The sequence below is a fragment of the Parvibaculum sp. genome (assembly GCF_035511255.1).
Taxonomy (GTDB): Bacteria; Pseudomonadota; Alphaproteobacteria; order Parvibaculales; family Parvibaculaceae; genus Parvibaculum.
Window position 1 is genome coordinate 1 of sequence record NZ_DATKFR010000081.1, and the last position, 15986, is coordinate 15986.

The following is a 15986-nucleotide window of genomic DNA, read 5'->3' on the forward strand; positions in this document are numbered from 1 at the left end:
CCGATTCCCGATCTCTTCGCGATGCTGCCCTACGAGATGCCGCAATATCTCTTCCACGACGTGGAGGCCGGCACGAAGCTGATGACGGCGGGCGTCGCACTCGACGATCCGGAATGGCTGAAAGGCTTCCTCGTGCAGAACGCGCGGCAGATGGGCATGGCCGGAAAAATTCTTTTTCCGATTCCCGATCGCGGTCTTTCGCAAAGGCTTTATCGCGTGAGGGCGAAAACGGTGCTCGTCTGGGGTGACAGCGACAGGCTGATCCCGCCTGCCTATGCACATGCCTGGAAGAAGGCGATCAAGGGCGCGGAGCTCGTCTCCATCGCCGAGGCGAGCCACATGGTAACGCTGGAAAAGACCGATCAGGTCGTCGCCGCGCTGGCGAAGCTCGCCTAGACAATTTGAATTCGGCGTCGAAAAACAAGAAACGGACGTTGGATAGGAGCGAAGGGCCGGTGGAAACACCGGCCCTTCTGCTTTCTCGAGAGTCAGCTATGCGCGGCAACCGCCGCCATGGCCAGCGTGACGAGAGCGCCGAGCAGCAACACCACCGTCGCGAGACCGCCGATGGCGAAACCCAGGCTGCGCTTGTCCGCCGCCTTGTAATAGCCGAGCGCATAGACGACGCGTCCGATCGGATAGAAGATGCCGATGGCCGCCGCCCAGAGATCATGCGTCGTCAACGCGAAAAGCCAGAGCGCGGGCAAGAAGAGCATCAGCCCCTCGAGCGTGTTCTCGTGCACGCGAATGACGCGCATCAGCTCGTCCGGACCGGTCATGGCCGGTGCCGGCACGTTATGCTTCATGCGGGCTTTGCCCACGCGCAGCGACATCCAGAGACAGACGAGCAGCGCGAGAAGGGTCACCAGACCCGTATGTGGATAGGCAAATGGCATTGTGATTCTCCCCCTGATTGCCGGGCGCATTCTAGCGACGGCAGAGGATCGGAAGTCAAGCGCCGGCCGGTGCTCCGCACTGGCGCAAGGCCGGCCCTTCGCTCTATCCTTCCCGCAAAGAGAGGGAGAACCCGGATGCAGCTCGCATTGAGACCAGAGGACGAAGCCTTCCGCCGGGAGGTTCGGCAATTCCTGAAAGAAAGCCTGCCGCGCGACATCGCGGAGGCGCGCGCCGTGGGCGTTTCCGTGTCGAAGCCTCTTCTCAAGCGATGGCACAAGACGCTTTACGAAAAAGGCTGGGTCGCGCCCGGATGGCCGAAAGCGGCCGGCGGCACGGGCTGGAGCGTGACGCAGCAACACATCTTTCAGGAAGAATGCGCGCAGGCGAATGCGCCTTCGCTGATGCCCTTCGGCCTTTCGATGGTCGGCCCCGTGATCTATACCTTCGGCAACGATGCGCAGAAGGCGCAGCACATTCCCGGCATCCTGTCCGGCGATGTCTGGTGGTGCCAAGGCTACTCCGAACCGGGCTCGGGTTCGGACCTTGCGTCGCTGAAGACGAAGGCCGTTCGCGACGGCGACACCTATGTCGTCAACGGCCAGAAGATCTGGACCTCCTACGCGCATGAGGCGGACTGGATTTTCTGCCTCGTCCGCACCGACGACCAGTCGAAGCCGCAGGAGGGTATTTCCTTCCTCCTGATCGACATGAAGACACCCGGCATCACCGTGCGACCGCTCGTCTCGATCGACGAGCTGCACCATCTCAACGAAGTTTTTTTCGAGGATGTGCGTGTGCCGGTCGCCAACCGCATCGGCGAGGAAAACAAGGGCTGGACCTATGCGAAGTTCCTGCTCGCCCATGAACGCACCGGCATCGCCGGCGTGCCGCAATCGAAGAAGGCCGCCGAAGAGCTGCGCCGCATTGCGGAGACGGAACGGGCCGGCGACGGCAAAAGGCTCGCCGACGACCCGACGTTTCAGGCGACACTTGCCGACATCGAGGTAAAGCTCGCCGCACTCGAGATCACCAACCTGCGCATTCTCGCCGAAACCGAAAAAGGCACCAGCGTCGGCGTCGAGGCGTCGGTTTTGAAGATTCTCGGCACCGAAGTGCAGCAGGCATTGCAGACGCTCGCCGTCGAAGCGATCGGTTACTACACGCTCGCCTCGCATCGCGACCGGCTCGAAGGCCGCGGCAACGCGCCCCTGGTCGGGCCGGACCATGGCGAGACGATTTTCGCGAGCTACGGCTTCGGCCGCGCTGCCTCGATCTATGGCGGCTCGAACGAAATCCAGCGCAACGTGCTCGCGAAAGCGGTGCTCGGCCTCTGATCAGCGCGCGAAGAATCGCGCCAGCGACCCGGCCAGGCTGAGCCCGGCGATGGTCGCGGCCATCGGCATCGCCGTGCCGTCGTTGAGCGCGCCGACGATGCCGCCTGCCGCTGCCGCCAGCGCGAACTGGATGATGCCGGTGAGCGCCGCCGCGGCCCCGATGTGCAACCCCGCCCGCGACATCGCCGCCGCCGTCGCATTGGCGCCGATGAGGCCGACACTGCCGACAACGATGAAGAGGCAAATCATCAGCGGCGCGAGCGCCGAGGGCATGAAGAGGCTGAAACCCAGAAGCGCGAGCGAGGCGAGAAGATGGATGCTCATCAGAACCTTGAGGATGGTGCGGCCTGAGATCGACGCCCGGCGGAGGATGAACGCGTTGACCTGGGATGCGGCGATGAGGCCCAGCGCATTCATGCCGAAGACCATCGCGAAATGCTCGGGGCTGAGCCCGTGCAGCTCGATAAAGACGAAGGGTGAGCCGGTGATGTAGGCGAACATTGCCCCCGAGATGCAGGCGTTGGCGAGCGAGAAAGCCATGAAAGGCCCATCGGCAAAGAGCGCCATATAAGCCCGCAGCACATGCACGATGCCGCCCTTGTGGCGCTTCTGCGCCGGCAGCGTCTCGCCGAGGCCGAACATCACGGCCGGCGCACAGGCCAGACCGAAAGCCGCCAATATCCAGAAGATCACCGACCAGTCGTAATGCGCGATGACAAAGCCGCCCATCATCGGCGCGAGAATGGGCGCGATACCCATCACCAGCATCAGCATCGAAAAGACCTGGGCGGATTCGCGTTCGTCGAAGAGGTCGCGCACCATGGCGCGGCCGATCACGATGCCCGCGCAGCCGCCCAGCGCCTGAACCAGGCGCGCGGCGACGAGGCTTTCGATATCCGCTGCGTTTGCGGCCCAGATGGAAGCCAGCACATAGGCGCCAATACCGAGGAGGAGCGGCGGCAGCCGGCCCGTACGATCGGACAGCGGCCCGAGCACGCCTTGCCCGAGCGCCAGACCGACGAAGTAAATGGCAAGCGTCGCCTGCACCGCGCCGTCGCTCGCATGGAAATGCGTCGCGATCGACGGGAAGGCCGGTAGATACATGTCGATGGAGAGCGGCGCGAAGGCCGTCAACGCCCCCAGGATCGCCACAAACTTCAGATGGTCTTTTCGCGCCCGCGACACCGGCATCCAGACTTACCTCGTCAAATCCGCCGTACGCTTCTTACAAGCAAACGCGCCGCTTTGCCAAAGCGGCGCGCAAGCAGGCGCCCGGAACCCACGAGCCCAACTTCAGATTTTCTTGTCGCCCTGCCAGTAGCGATCGCGGACCGAACGGCGGACGATCTTGCCGGACGGCATGCGCGGAAGATCGTCAGTGAAGTCGACCGAGCGCGGACGCTTGTATCCCGGCAGCCGCTCGGCGGCGAAGGCAAGCAACTCCGTCTTGAGCGCCTCGCTCGGCGCAACGCCCTCATTGAGCTGCACGACGGCCTTCACCTCTTCGCCCCATTCCTCGTTCGGCACACCCACGACGGCGACGTCGAAGACGGCTGGATGTTGCAATATCTCCTCGTCGATCTCGACCGGATAGATATTGACGCCGCCCGAGATGATGACTTCCGCGCTGCGCCCGGTGAGGAAGAGAAACTCGTCCTCATCGAGATAACCCATGTCGCCCATCGTGTAATATTCGCCGCGATAGGCGCCTTCGGTCTTTTCCGGCGCCTTGAAGTATTCAAAGCGCCCCTGCTCCGGCGCCTTGAAATAGATGGTGCCGATCTCGCCGGGGCGAACTTCGCTCCCTGCTTCGTCGACGATCATCACCTCCACGCCGGGCAGCACACGGCCCACGGTGCCGGGCTTTTTCACCCATTCGTGGCTGTCGATGAAAATGCCGCCGCCTTCCGTCGCCGCGTAATATTCGAAGACGACCGGGCCGAACCACTCGATGGCGCGCTGCTTGACATGCGCGGGACACGGCGCGGCGCCGTGCAGAATCCAGCGCAACGTCGAATAGTCGTATTTGCCGCGGACCTCGGGCGGCAGGCTCAGCATGCGGTGAAGCATCGTCGGCACGACATGCGTATGCGTGATGCCGAATTCCTCGACGAGCCGGAGCGTCTCCTCGGCGTCCCACTTGTCCATCAGCACCGAACCGACGCCGGAATTGAGCGGAAAGACGAGGTTGAGACTGAGCGGCGCCGCGTGATAGAGCGGGCCGGTGACGAGCGACATGTCCTCGCCCGGGCGAAAAGCCGCCGTCTCGGCAAGCTTGACGTAGAGCGGCGTGACCGGCGGCGCGTTGCGCCGGAAAACGCCTTTGGGATGCCCCGTCGTGCCGGACGTGTACATCATCAACGTACCGAGCATGGGATCTTCGAGATCATGCGCGACTTCGGCTTCCATCGCGTCTTCGTAAGGAACGAAGCCCGCCATATTGCCGCCGATCGCGAGCCTGACATGCGTGCCGGGCGCCATCGACGCGGCCTCGGAGGCGGCGCTCGCGAAACGCGCATCGGCGAAGAAGGCTTTCGCCTCGCAATTCTCGACGATGTAACCGATCTCCGATCCCTTGAGATGCCAGTTGATCGGCGTCAGGCGGAACCCGCCGCGCTGGCAGGCGACGAAGACCTCGGCGAATTCGGGCCGGTTCGAGCAGAGAAGCGCGACCGCATCGCCCGGGCGGAGCCCGGCCCGGCGAAGAGCCCTGGCGAGCTGGTTCGCGCGCGCATTGAGTTCGCCATAGGTGCGGTCGCCCGCCTCCGAGATGATGGCGGGACGATCCGGGTCCTGCGCGGCATGCCACGCGACGACCATTCCGGCGGCAGCGGCAGCTTCGCGATCGAGATTGGAGATTTCGGTAAGGCTCATGTTTCCCTCCCCAGGGCAGTCGCTTCTTGTTTTAAATTCCGACTGCCGCCATTGGAAAACCCTCGCCCGCCGCCCGTCAAGCATGCTCGTGGGTGCCGAGACTTGGCGCCGTCTTTATGCTTACATGGGCCGGGGGTATTGCATGGAGTTTCCACCGAATGGCTTCCGCCTGCCGTGCTCTTGTCGCGACCGCATTCATCTGCGCCCTGTCCACGCTCTGCCTCGAGGCGCCGGCCGCGGCCGAGGAACCCGATAACGGCTTCATATCGCTGCAGGTCGAGAACGACCTCTTCGCCAAACTCGCCAACACGGATCGCCACTACACGAACGGCCTGCAAATCTCCTGGCTTTCGGCGCCGCGTGACGACATGCCGGACTGGCTGAAGAACCTTTCCGCGCCTCCCCTTTTCGGAACTTTCACCGACGATGCGAATGTCGTGAAGGTGAGCCGGCGGATCGGCGTCAATCTCGGTCAGGAGATCTTCACGCCGGACGACACCGACGCGACGGGGCCGATCGCCTATGACAGACCCTATGCGGCCTGGCTCCACACGACGTTCACGCTTCAAAGCGTCCGCGAGAACGCCGAGGGCGCCGCCTGGCAGGATCAATGGAAGCTCGACCTCGGCGTCGTCGGTCCCTGGGCGCTCGGCCGCCAGGTGCAGAACGGTTGGCACAAGATCATCGACGTCGAGCAGGCGAACGGCTGGGCGAACCAGTTGCGCAACGAGCCGACGCTGAATGTGAGCTTCGAGCGCGCCTGGCGTTCGGCACCGACGGATACGCGCTTTCTCGGCCTCGACACCGACACCATCCCCTATGGCGTGGTCGCGCTCGGCAACGCACAGACCTATGCGGGTGCCGGCGCGATCGTCCGTCTCGGCCCCAACCTCCCCGACGATTTCGGCCCAAGCCGCATCTATCCCGGCATCGGCGGCTCCGACTGGTTCCACGCATCGCCCGGGTTCGACTGGTATGTCTTCGGCGGCGGCGAGTTGCGCGGTGTCGTGCGCGACATCTTTCTCGACGGGAATACGTTTCGCGACAGCCAGAGCGTCGACAAGAAGCCCTTCGTGGCCGACATCAAGCTCGGCGCCGTGGCGCTTTATGGCGACACGCGGCTGAGCTTCACCCATGTTTTCCGCAGCAAGGAATTCTATGGCCAGCCGAAGGCGGATCAGTTCGGCTCCATCACCCTGAGCTTCGGCCTCTGATTGCGGGCTTTCGCGACGAGGTGAAGGCGGACTAGAATGAAGAGGACCGGCAACGACCGGCCGCCTGCCAATCACAAAAAATCGGGGAGTCACATCATGGCCGTCATGCCCATCGGGCGCATTCCCGCCTTCTGGGCGGCGCGCGATCCGAACGCGCCCGCCATCACCCACGAAGGGCGGACCGTCAGCCGCGCCGAATTCGACGCGCGCACCAACCGGCTCGCCCGCGCCTACGAGATGCTCGGCGTGAAGGAAGGCGACCTGGTCACCATCGGTCTGCCGAATGGCATCGAATTCTACGAAGCCTGTTTTGCGACATGGAAACTCGGCGCGACGCCGCAGCCGATTTCCGCACGTCTGCCGCGTCTCGAACGCGAAGGGATCGTCGAGGTGGCGAGGCCCTCGCTCGTCGTCGGCGCCGCGCCGGGTTCGCATGGGGCCACGACCTGCATCGAGGCGGGCTTCGAGCCCGATCCATCTCTCTCCGACGCCGAATTGCCCGAGCGCATTGCGCTTTACTGGAAGGCGCCGACATCGGGCGGCTCGACCGGCCGACCGAAGATCATCGTCTCGAAGGAGCCGGGTGCCTTCGATCCGCTGGAAATCCGCCTGCAGCAGGAAATCGACCGTGCGCAGCTCGTGCCCGGACCGCTCTATCACAACGGCCCCTTCAGCTTTTCGATGACGGGCTTCACCCGTGGCAACCATATCGTCGTGATGACCCGCTTCGATGCCGAGGAGACGCTGGCGCTTCTTGATCGCCACCAGGTCGACTGGGTGATGCTCGTCCCCACGATGATGCAGCGCATCTGGAACCTGCCGGAAGAGGTCCGCAACAAATACGACCTGTCGCATCTGCGGATCATGCTGCATCTGGCGGCACCCTGCCCCGCCTGGTTGAAGGAGAAATGGATCGAATGGCTCGGACCGATGCGCGTCCATGAACTTTATGGCGGCACCGAAGCGCAGGGCGCGACCTGGATCAACGGCGAGGAGTGGCTCGCGCACAGGGGTTCGGTCGGCAAACCCGTACCCACATGCGAAATGAAGATCGTCGGCAAGAACGGCGAAACCCTGCCGCCGCGCGAAGTCGGCGAGGTCTATATGCGTCCGCTCACCGGACCCGGCACGACCTATCATTATCTTGGCGCCGATCCGAAACAGATCGACGGCGGCTGGGAGTCGATCGGCGATGTCGGTTACATGGACGAGGACGGCTATCTCTATCTCGCCGATCGCCACACCGACATGATCCTGTGCGGCGGGGCCAACATCTATCCGGCGGAAGTGGAAGCAGCGATCGACTCCTTCCCGGGCGTACGATCGAGCGCCGTCATCGGTCTGCCCGACGACGATCTCGGCAACATCGTCCACGCCATCGTCGACGCGCCGGCGGGCTTTGACGAGAAATCGCTGACGGCCTATCTCGCCGAAAGACTCGTCCGCTACAAAATTCCCCGAAGCTTCGAGATTGCTCACGAACCGCTGCGCGACGACGCAGGCAAATTGCGCCGCTCGGCGCTAAGGGCCGAGCGGATCAAGGCGGGCGTCTGACCGGCGAACGCGCCCTTCAGTGAAGCGGCTTTAGTGGCGTTGCTTATAGTCGCGCGTCTCTTCGGGGTCGTGTTCCTTGGCATGGGCAGCGGCCTTGTCGTGAGCCGCGTCGAGCTCTTTGCCCTCGGCGCTGTTCATGGCGCGCTTCGCTTCCGCCGCGGCCTTGTCGACCTGTCCCGAACGAACGAATTCCTGCGTTTCTTTATTATACTCCTTCGCGGCGGTGCGGTTGCCTTCGCCTTCATTCTGCTGCTTGCCCATGCGAACTCCTCCAGATGATATGCGGGTACAGTTCGAAAACGCCCGGAGGTGACGCCGCGTTCCGTCTCATGGCGAAACGCAGCGGTACTTGTATTCGGCGGCGCGGCCCGCATGATGGACATTCAATCTTCCTCACGCGGGCTTGCTCATGGACGGTTCCCTCATCTCGCCGGAAAACGGCTTCGGCCTCGTCGCCGCCTTTCTCTCCATCGCCGCCTTCGGCTTCTGGTCGGAAGGAACGAAGCTCGGCAAGCTTCTCTCGGGCGTCATCCTGACGATCGGCGCGGGTGCGCTGATGTCCAACCTGCGCGTCATCCCCTTCGCCTCGCCGGTTCACGATCTCGTCTGGAGCTACGCGGTGCCGTTGGCGATCCCGCTCCTGCTCTTCAAGGCCGACCTCAGACGCATCATTCCCGAGGCCGGACCGCTGCTCCTCGCCTTCACCATCGCTGCGGCGGGAACGCTGGCAGGCGCGATCGCCGGATTTCATCTGATCGATCTGGGCCCGCTCGGACCGAAGATCGCCGGAACGCTCAGCGCAAGCTGGATCGGCGGCTCGATGAATTTCGCCGCCGTCTCACAGGCGCTCGAACTGAATGACGGGCCGATGCTCGGCGCCATGGCGGCGTCGGACAATGTCGGCGGCACGCTCTTTCTGACGTTGCTGGTGCTTCTTCCAGGCTCGGCGCTGATCCGCCGCTCCTTTCCCTCGCACGTCATGGACGAAGCACCCGGCGAGGACGAAGCGATCGAGGCCGAGGAACGCAAGCATTTCCACATCGCCGATCTGGCGACGGCGCTCGCGCTGTCCGCGCTTTGCTGCCTCGCGGGCTATACGATCGCGGGCCTCGCTGGCATCCCGCAATTCGGCGTGCTCTTCGTCACCCTTGCCGCCTTGCTGCTCGCGAATGTCTTTCCCGCCCGCATGCACGGACTCAACGGCGATTTCGATCTCGGCATGTATTTCATGTACATCTTTTTCGGCGTCGTCGGAGCGGGCGCGGACGTCCTGCTGATGGTGCGGACGGCGCTGCCCGTTTTCGCCTTTACCGGCATCATGGCGACGGTGCATCTCGCCTTCGTACTCGGCGGCGCGAAACTCTTCCGCATCGATCTCGCCGAAGCTCTCATCGCCTCGAATGCCTGCGCGCTCGGCCCCGCGACGGCGGCGGCCCAGGCGGCAAGCCAGCGCTGGCGCAGCCTCGTCACGCCCGCCATCATGCTCGGCATTCTCGGCTATGCGACCGCGAATTTCATCGGCGTGGCGCTGGCGAAATTTCTGGGATAACCGTCAGACTTCGGTCTTGGTCCCGAGTTCGACGACGCGGTTCGGCGGAAGCTGGAAATACTCCGTCGGCGAAAGCGCGTAATCCATCAGCAGGATGAAGAGCTGCGACTGCCAGCCCGGCATCTTCGAGGAATGCTCGTGAACGAGGGTCTGGCGGCTGACGAAGTAGGATGTTTCCATCGGCGGGAAATCGAGACCGAAGGTCCGGCAACGCTCGAGCTGTTCGGGCACATCGACCTGCTGCATGAAACCGTGGCGGATTTCGATCCGGGCAAAGCCGTTCGGCAGCGTTTCGACCTTGAGCTGTTCCGACAGCGGCACCCGCGGCGTGTCCTCGGTGCTGACGCGGAGCAGCGCGACGCGCTTGTGCAACACCTGATTGTGCTTGAGGTTGTGCAGAAGTGCGGTCGGCACCGCGTCGAGATTGGCGGTGAGGAAGACCGCCGCGCCCTTGACGCGTTGAATCTTCTGATCGGCTGCCTGCTTCAGCAGGGTCTCGAGTGGAACGGCGCCGTCGAGAAACTGTTCGGCGAGCAGCTTGCGGCCGCGCCGCCATGTTTCCATGACGATGACGAGGCCGAAGCCGACTGCGATAGGAAGCCAGCCGCCTTCGAGAATCTTGGTGAGGTTCGAGGTCAGGAAGCTGAGATCGATCGTGAGGAAGATCGCCGAGACGAGCAGCACCGGAATGAGCGGCCACCCGGCGATGCGGCGATAGTAATAGAATCCGATCAGTGTCGTGATGACCATCGTGCCAGTGACCGCGATGCCATAGGCATAGGCGAGCCGCGACGAGGATTCAAAACCGACGACGGTTGCGAGCACGCCGACCATCAGCGCTGCATTGATCTGCGGCACGTAAATCTGGCCGGCCTCGCGCGCCGACGTATGCCGGATGCGGACGCGCGGTAGCCAGCCGAGTTCGACCGCCTGGCTCGTCACCGAGAACGCACCGGAGATCACGGCCTGCGACGCAATGATCGCCGACATTGTGGCAAGCAGCAGCAGCGGCACCCGCAGGATTTCCGGCGCGAGGAGATAGAACGGATTTTCGACGGTGGAGGGATCGGAGAGCAGCAGCGCGCCCTGACCGAAATAATTGAGAATGAGCGCCGGCCAGACGAAGGAGATCCATATCCTACGGATGGTGGCGCGACCGAAATGGCCCATATCGGCGTAAAGCGCTTCCGCGCCGGTGATGGCGAGCACCACGGCGCCGAGCAGCAGCAATGGATGCGTATGGCCGGCCATCAGCAGGTAGAAGCCGTGGCGCGGATCGAGCGCAACCAGCACACCCGGATGCTGGGCGATGCCGTAAACGCCGAGCGCAGCGAGCACCGCAAACCAGACCCCCATGACCGGACCGAAGAGGGCACCCACCCGGGCGGTGCCATTGCGCTGGGCGAGAAAAAGTCCGACCAACAGCACGGCGGCGATCGGCACCGTCATGCCGTGGAAGACGGGCGAGATGACCTCGAGACCTTCGACGGCGCCCAACACGGAAATGGCCGGCGTCAGGATGCCGTCCCCATAGAAGAAGGCCGCGCCGAACATGCCGCCACCGATCAACGCCGTCGCAAGCCATGAGCCCGGCTGCGCCCGCTTGAGGGCGAGCGCCGTCAGTGCAAGCACGCCGCCTTCGCCCTTGTTGTCGGCCCGCAGGATGAAGATCACATATTTGATCATCACCACGAGCGTGATCGCCCAGAAGACGAGCGAAAGCACACCTACGACGGTTTCCGGCATGACCTTCAATCCGACGGCCGGATCGAAGCATTGGCGGATGGTGTAGAGCGGGCTGGTCCCGATATCACCGAAAACGACGCCCATTGCGGCGACGTGGAGAGCAAGCCGGAACGGCTGTTTCTCTCCTTCGGCTGCGGCGATGCTCAAAAGGCGAGCCCCCTAGGTTGCGAGGGGGCGCATGCTGTCCGATGAAGGCGGCAAGGTCAACCTGTGCAGGTGCACAATTTATCCGCCCAATTGCGACCATCTGTCCCCTCTGTTAGAGCAGTCGGCACCGCCTTTGACAGTCCAAATTCAGGCATTATGGAGATTACGATGGCCGACAGCAGTCCCGAACCCGTCATTCTGGTGGAAAAGGCCGGGGGCGTCGCCCTTGTCACCCTGAACCGGCCCACCGCCATGAACGCCCTGTCGCGCGAACTCCGCAGCGCCATCGCCGAAACCTTCGAAGCGCTGGAAGCCGACCCTGAGGTCCGCGCCGTCATCCTGACCGGCGCCGGCAAGGCCTTCACGGCCGGTCTCGACCTCAAGGAGCTGGGCTCCGGCGCGAGCACCGTCAACGGCACGGTCTCGGACAAGGACCCAGTGACCTCGATCGGCCAGTTTTCAGGCCCCGTCATCGGCGCCATCAATGGCGTCGCCATCACCGGCGGTTTCGAACTGGCGCTCGCCTGCGACGTGCTGATCTGCTCGACCAATGCCCGCTTCGCGGACACCCACGGCCGGGTCGGCATCCTGCCGGGCTGGGGCCTCAGCCAGAAGCTCTCCCGCGCCATCGGCATCTACCGGGCCAAGGAACTCTCGCTGACCGGCAATTTCCTCTCCGCCGAGCAGGCCTATGAATGGGGCATGGTGAACCGCGTGGTCGCGCCCGAGGACCTCCTCCCCACGGCCCGCAAGCTCGCGGACGACATGCTGTCCCTCGTCCCGGACTGCCTGCCCGCCTACAAGAAGCTGATCGACGAGGGCTTCGCCCAGAGCTTCGGCGAGGCGATCCGGACCGAGCGCCGCTTCTCGACCGAGCGGAACGCGGCTGTCGGCGCCGACGCCATCGAAGCCCGCCGCGAAGCGATCCGGCAGCGGGGCCAGCAGCAAAAAAACTAGGGTGAAAGCCCGACACTTATCCCCGCCCTCGTGAAATCCGCTAAGCTTCCCTCAAAGGCTACTGAAAGCATTCGAGGAGAAACGCCATGCATGATCTCGTGATCCGGGGAGGGACTGTTTTCGACGGTACCGGTGGAAAACCCGTCGAGGCGGATATCGCCATCGACGGCCGCACCATCGTCGCCATCGGCAAGATCGCCGAAACCGGCCGTGAAGAAATCGACGCCCGGGGTCAGATCGTGACCCCCGGCTTCGTCGATGTGCATACGCATTACGACGGCCAGGTGACCTGGGACCCCTATCTCCAGCCCTCGACCTTCCACGGCATCACGACGGCGGTGATGGGCAATTGCGGCGTCGGCTTTGCCCCCTGCAAGCCGGCTCAGCGGGACTGGCTTCTCGGCCTGATGGAAGGAGTCGAGGACATTCCGGGGACCGCGCTGGCCGAAGGCATCAAGTGGAACTGGGAAAGCTTCCCCGACTACATGGACGCGGTCGAGGCCTCGCCGCTCGCCCTCGATGTCGGACTTCAGATCCCGCATGCCGCCGTCCGCGCCTATGTGATGGGCGAGCGCGCGCCGGCGCTCGAACCGGCGACGGCCGCCGAGACCGAGCAGATGGCGCGGCTCGTCGTCGAGGCGCTGGACGCCGGCGCGCTCGGCTTTTCGACCTCGCGCACGCTGAAGCACAAGGACAAACACGGCGCTTCAACGCCGACGCTGAAGGCCGAGGCCGAAGAGCTCCACGGCATCGCCCGCGCCATGGGCAAGGCCGGCAAGGGCGTCCTCCAGCTCATCGCCGACTTCAAGGACACGGATGCCGAATTCGCGATGCTGCGCGGCATGGTCGAACTGTCAGGACGTCCGCTCTCGATCACCATCGAGCAGGACGACCGCTGGCCGACCGTCTGGAAGCGTGTGCTCGACAACATCGCCGCCGCAAACGACGCCGGCCTGCCGATCAGGGGCCAGGTGCCGCCGCGCGCCACCGGACTTCTGCTCGGGCTCACCGCCTCGCTCAATCCGTTCGTGTTGCATCAGACCTTCCGCCGGATCTGGGGGGCGCCGCTCAGCGAACAGGTGAAGGCGCTCCGCGATCCCGCCTTCCGCGCCGAACTGCTGGCCGAGGAACCGGCCTATCCGGCGGGCGAAATCATCGAGATGCTCTGCACCGCCTATCACAAGATGTTCGCGCTGGGCGAGGTGCCGAACTACGAGCCGGCGCCGGACGAAAGCGTGAAGGCGCTCGCCGAGCGCTCGGGAAAGAACCCGCGCGAAATCCTGCTCGACATGATGCTCGAGCGCGACGGCAAGGCACTCATCTATTTCCCGCTGATGAACTACTATTGCGGCAGCCTCGCCGATGTCGAAACCATGCTCACGCATCCCAACACGGCTTTCGGCCTGTCGGACGGCGGCGCGCATTGCGGCATCATCTGCGACGCGAGCTTTCCCTCGACGCTCCTCACCCATTGGGGCCGCGACCGGACGAGGGGCTCGAAGCTGCCGCTCGAATGGCTGATCCACGGCCTTACCGGCCGCAACGCCGACCTCGTCGGCCTCAACGACCGCGGCATTCTGGCGCCCGGCATGAAGGCCGATGTCAACGTGATCGATTTCGACCGGTTGAAGCTTTACTCGCCGCACATCGTCAACGACTTGCCGGCGGGCGGAAAACGGCTGATCCAGCATGCCGACGGCTATACGGCAAGCATCGTTTCGGGAACGGTCGCCTTCCGGAACGGTCAGCCGACGGGGGCGTTGAACGGACGACTGGTCCGTGGTGCACAGGCGCGGCCTGCGGGGGCGAGAATTCCGGTCGCTGCCGATTGAGCCTGATATCTCCCGCGATGGAGGGGGTCCCGATGACGCGCCTGAAAACAATTGCGGCCCGCAAGGGCAATGGATTTTCGCATTCATCGACCGTTCATGCGGGAACTTCTAAATCTGTTCTCGACCGGAACCTCAAATGCGGTATGCGTTATCGCATAGCAGGCAAGCCCTCAGGCGGGACCGACGGAGCTGGGCCGTCGGTTCGCTTGCCAAGTTTCTCGTAATCCCCAAGCGGCACTTTCAACGGGACTTAGATGGACAACCCCGAACTCCGTCCTTCGAGCAAGAAATCGCTCGCGCGCGTCGCGGCTTTTTTCATCTTCGTGCTTCCGCTCGTCATCGCGGCCAATCTCGCCATCTGGGCGGCCTTCAACCAGCCGCATGAGGCCGAAGCCTGGACCGGCGAAATCGTCGGTTTTTCCTACAGCCCGTACCAACTCGGCCAGGATCCGACCAAGAACCAGCATCCCACGCAGGAACAGATCGACAAGGATCTGACGCTGCTGTCGGGCACCGTTCAGGCGATCCGAACCTATAGCGTGATCCGCGGCCAGGAGAACATTCCCGATCTCGCGGCCAAGCATGGCCTCTCCGTCGCGGTCGGCGCCTGGATCAACGCCGACGAGAAGCGCAACGACGAGGAAATCGCCAACCTTCTGAAGATCGCGCCGAAGCGCAACGTCGTACGCGTACTGGTCGGCAACGAAGCGCTGCTGAGAAACGACCTGCCGGTGAGCGAACTCATCGACAAGATCCGTTACGTGAAGACGAAAACCTGGAAGCCGGTTTCGACCGCCGAACCGCCGCATATCTGGCTGAAGGACCCGGAACTGGCCCAGGCCGTCGACTATATCGGCGTGCAGATCCTTCCCTACTGGGAAGGCATCCCGGTCGACCAGGCTGTCGACGCCGTTTTCGAGCGCCTCGACGAGCTGCGCAAGGCCTATCCCGACAAGCCGATCGTCATCACCGAAGTCGGCTGGCCGAGCCGGGGCAAGATCATCCCGCGCCGGGCCTATCCCGGCATTCCCGAAGCCGAGCTGTCGACGGAGGCTGTGCCTTCGCTCGTCAACCAGGCGACCTTCATGCGCGAGTTCCTCAACCGCGCGAAGGATGCCGACCTCACTTATTACGTGATGGAAGCCTTCGACCAGCCCTGGAAAGCCAGCGAAGAAGGCGCGGCCGGCAGCTATTGGGGCATCTACAACGCCGAGCGCCAGCCGAAATTCCCGATGGCGGGCAGCATCATCGAGGCGCCGCACTGGCGTTTCTGGGCCTCGGTCGCGGCCGGCCTCGCGCTCGTGCTCGCCGTGCTCTTCATGCTGCGCCGCCAGAATGTGAAGACGGCGGGCGTCATCATCTTCACGATTCTGACGCAGATCGTGGCCTCGGCGGTCGCCTGGGCGGGACTGTCGGTGACGGGGCTTTATCTTACCTCCGTCGATACGATCGTCTGGAGCTTTCTCTTCCTCGCGCAGGGCCTGCTGCTGATCGTGCCTCTCGCCGAAGCGATCGAGTTCGTGGAGGTGATTTGGACACGGCACGGCGAGCGGCATTTCGCGCCCTTCGAACACACGGGCGGCTACCCGAAGAACAAGGTGTCGATCCATGTGCCGATCCACAACGAACCGCCGGAGATGGTGCGCGACACGCTGACGGCTCTCTCGAAGCTCGACTATCCGAATTTCGAGGTGCTGATCCTCGACAACAACACCGTCGATCCCAATGTCTGGCAACCCGTGCGCGACTACTGCGCGCAGCTCGGACCCCGCTTCCGTTTCTTCCATCTCGAGAACTGGCCGGGTTTCAAGGCGGGCGCGCTGAACTTCGGATTGAAGATGACGGCGCCGGACGCCGACATCATCGCCGTCATCGACAGCGA

General features: G+C 63.7%; 13 protein-coding genes. 8 read left to right on the forward strand and 5 right to left on the reverse strand.

All coding sequences use genetic code 11. The features are described 5' to 3' along the window. Nucleotides 1-396: alpha/beta fold hydrolase (locus VMR03_RS02660; RefSeq protein WP_325402014.1), on the forward strand; the 396-nt coding region annotated here is incomplete at its 5' end. A gap of 92 nt (nt 397-488) precedes the next feature. Here the strand turns inward: VMR03_RS02660 and VMR03_RS02665 are convergent. Then, nucleotides 489-896, reverse strand: a complete 408-nt coding sequence (locus tag VMR03_RS02665; protein ID WP_325402016.1) for an MAPEG family protein — start codon at nt 894-896, stop codon at nt 489-491. Between the two features lie 135 nt (nt 897-1031). Here VMR03_RS02665 and VMR03_RS02670 point away from each other — a divergent pair, with 135 nt between their 5' ends. Continuing rightward, nucleotides 1032-2231 (forward strand): acyl-CoA dehydrogenase family protein, encoded by a 1200-nt coding sequence (locus VMR03_RS02670; RefSeq protein WP_325402018.1) that lies wholly within the window; start codon nt 1032-1034, stop codon nt 2229-2231. Here VMR03_RS02670 and VMR03_RS02675 read toward each other — a convergent pair whose 3' ends face one another. Together VMR03_RS02675 and VMR03_RS02680 are read right to left on the reverse strand one after the other, a co-directional pair. Further along, the gene (locus VMR03_RS02675; RefSeq protein WP_325402020.1) at nt 2232-3422 is read right to left on the reverse strand and encodes a multidrug effflux MFS transporter; all 1191 of its coding nucleotides are present in this window, start codon (nt 3420-3422) and stop codon (nt 2232-2234) included. Between the two features lie 102 nt (nt 3423-3524). Then, nucleotides 3525-5105: an AMP-binding protein gene (locus tag VMR03_RS02680; protein WP_325402022.1), complete on the reverse strand. Its 1581-nt coding sequence runs from the start codon at nt 5103-5105 to the stop codon at nt 3525-3527. Between the two features lie 158 nt (nt 5106-5263). Between VMR03_RS02680 and VMR03_RS02685 the strand changes: the two genes are divergently transcribed. Both VMR03_RS02685 and VMR03_RS02690 read left to right on the forward strand, forming a co-directional pair. Next, on the forward strand, nt 5264-6319 hold the full coding sequence (locus tag VMR03_RS02685) for a lipid A deacylase LpxR family protein (RefSeq protein ID WP_325402024.1): 1056 nt from the start codon (nt 5264-5266) through the stop codon (nt 6317-6319). Between the two features lie 96 nt (nt 6320-6415). Continuing rightward, nucleotides 6416-7873: an AMP-binding protein gene (locus VMR03_RS02690; RefSeq protein ID WP_325402026.1), complete on the forward strand. Its 1458-nt coding sequence runs from the start codon at nt 6416-6418 to the stop codon at nt 7871-7873. 30 nt (nt 7874-7903) lie between these two features. Here VMR03_RS02690 and VMR03_RS02695 read toward each other — a convergent pair whose 3' ends face one another. Continuing rightward, nucleotides 7904-8134 (reverse strand): hypothetical protein, encoded by a 231-nt coding sequence (locus tag VMR03_RS02695; RefSeq protein ID WP_325402028.1) that lies wholly within the window; start codon nt 8132-8134, stop codon nt 7904-7906. Between the two features lie 148 nt (nt 8135-8282). On the opposite strand from VMR03_RS02695, the gene VMR03_RS02700 reads away from it, so the two are divergent. Beyond that, nucleotides 8283-9422 carry a DUF819 domain-containing protein gene (locus VMR03_RS02700; RefSeq protein ID WP_325402030.1) on the forward strand — a complete coding sequence of 380 codons (1140 nt, stop codon included), beginning with the start codon at nt 8283-8285 and terminating at the stop codon, nt 9420-9422. Between the two features lie 3 nt (nt 9423-9425). Here the strand turns inward: VMR03_RS02700 and VMR03_RS02705 are convergent, their stop codons facing one another. Further along, on the reverse strand, nt 9426-11252 hold the full coding sequence (locus tag VMR03_RS02705; protein ID WP_325402037.1) for a potassium transporter Kup: 1827 nt from the start codon (nt 11250-11252) through the stop codon (nt 9426-9428). A gap of 231 nt (nt 11253-11483) precedes the next feature. Here VMR03_RS02705 and VMR03_RS02710 point away from each other — a divergent pair, with 231 nt between their 5' ends. From VMR03_RS02710 to VMR03_RS02720, 3 genes are all read left to right on the forward strand, one after another. Next, nucleotides 11484-12272 (forward strand): enoyl-CoA hydratase, encoded by a 789-nt coding sequence (locus VMR03_RS02710; protein ID WP_325402031.1) that lies wholly within the window; start codon nt 11484-11486, stop codon nt 12270-12272. Between the two features lie 86 nt (nt 12273-12358). Continuing rightward, nucleotides 12359-14104, forward strand: coding sequence for an N-acyl-D-amino-acid deacylase family protein (locus VMR03_RS02715; RefSeq protein WP_325402033.1), 1746 nt, complete (start codon nt 12359-12361; stop codon nt 14102-14104). 254 nt (nt 14105-14358) lie between these two features. After that, nucleotides 14359-15986, forward strand: a 1628-nt coding sequence (locus tag VMR03_RS02720) for a glycosyltransferase (protein ID WP_325402035.1), incomplete at its 3' end; no start/stop codon positions are given.

Excerpts from the sequence above, each read along its gene's own strand:
- VMR03_RS02695 (WP_325402028.1), bottom strand. The coding sequence starts at position 8,134 with ATGGGCAAGCAGCAGAATGAAGGCGAAGGCAACCGCACCGCCGCGAAG.
- VMR03_RS02675 (WP_325402020.1), bottom strand. The coding sequence starts at position 3,422 with ATGCCGGTGTCGCGGGCGCGAAAAGACCATCTGAAGTTTGTGGCGATC.
- VMR03_RS02670 (WP_325402018.1), top strand. The coding sequence starts at position 1,032 with ATGCAGCTCGCATTGAGACCAGAGGACGAAGCCTTCCGCCGGGAGGTT.
- VMR03_RS02715 (WP_325402033.1), top strand. The coding sequence starts at position 12,359 with ATGCATGATCTCGTGATCCGGGGAGGGACTGTTTTCGACGGTACCGGT.
- VMR03_RS02710 (WP_325402031.1), top strand. The coding sequence starts at position 11,484 with ATGGCCGACAGCAGTCCCGAACCCGTCATTCTGGTGGAAAAGGCCGGG.
- VMR03_RS02690 (WP_325402026.1), top strand. The coding sequence starts at position 6,416 with ATGGCCGTCATGCCCATCGGGCGCATTCCCGCCTTCTGGGCGGCGCGC.
- VMR03_RS02700 (WP_325402030.1), top strand. The coding sequence starts at position 8,283 with ATGGACGGTTCCCTCATCTCGCCGGAAAACGGCTTCGGCCTCGTCGCC.
- VMR03_RS02665 (WP_325402016.1), bottom strand. The coding sequence starts at position 896 with ATGCCATTTGCCTATCCACATACGGGTCTGGTGACCCTTCTCGCGCTG.
- VMR03_RS02680 (WP_325402022.1), bottom strand. The coding sequence starts at position 5,105 with ATGAGCCTTACCGAAATCTCCAATCTCGATCGCGAAGCTGCCGCTGCC.
- VMR03_RS02685 (WP_325402024.1), top strand. The coding sequence starts at position 5,264 with ATGGCTTCCGCCTGCCGTGCTCTTGTCGCGACCGCATTCATCTGCGCC.
- VMR03_RS02705 (WP_325402037.1), bottom strand. The coding sequence starts at position 11,252 with ATGGGCGTCGTTTTCGGTGATATCGGGACCAGCCCGCTCTACACCATC.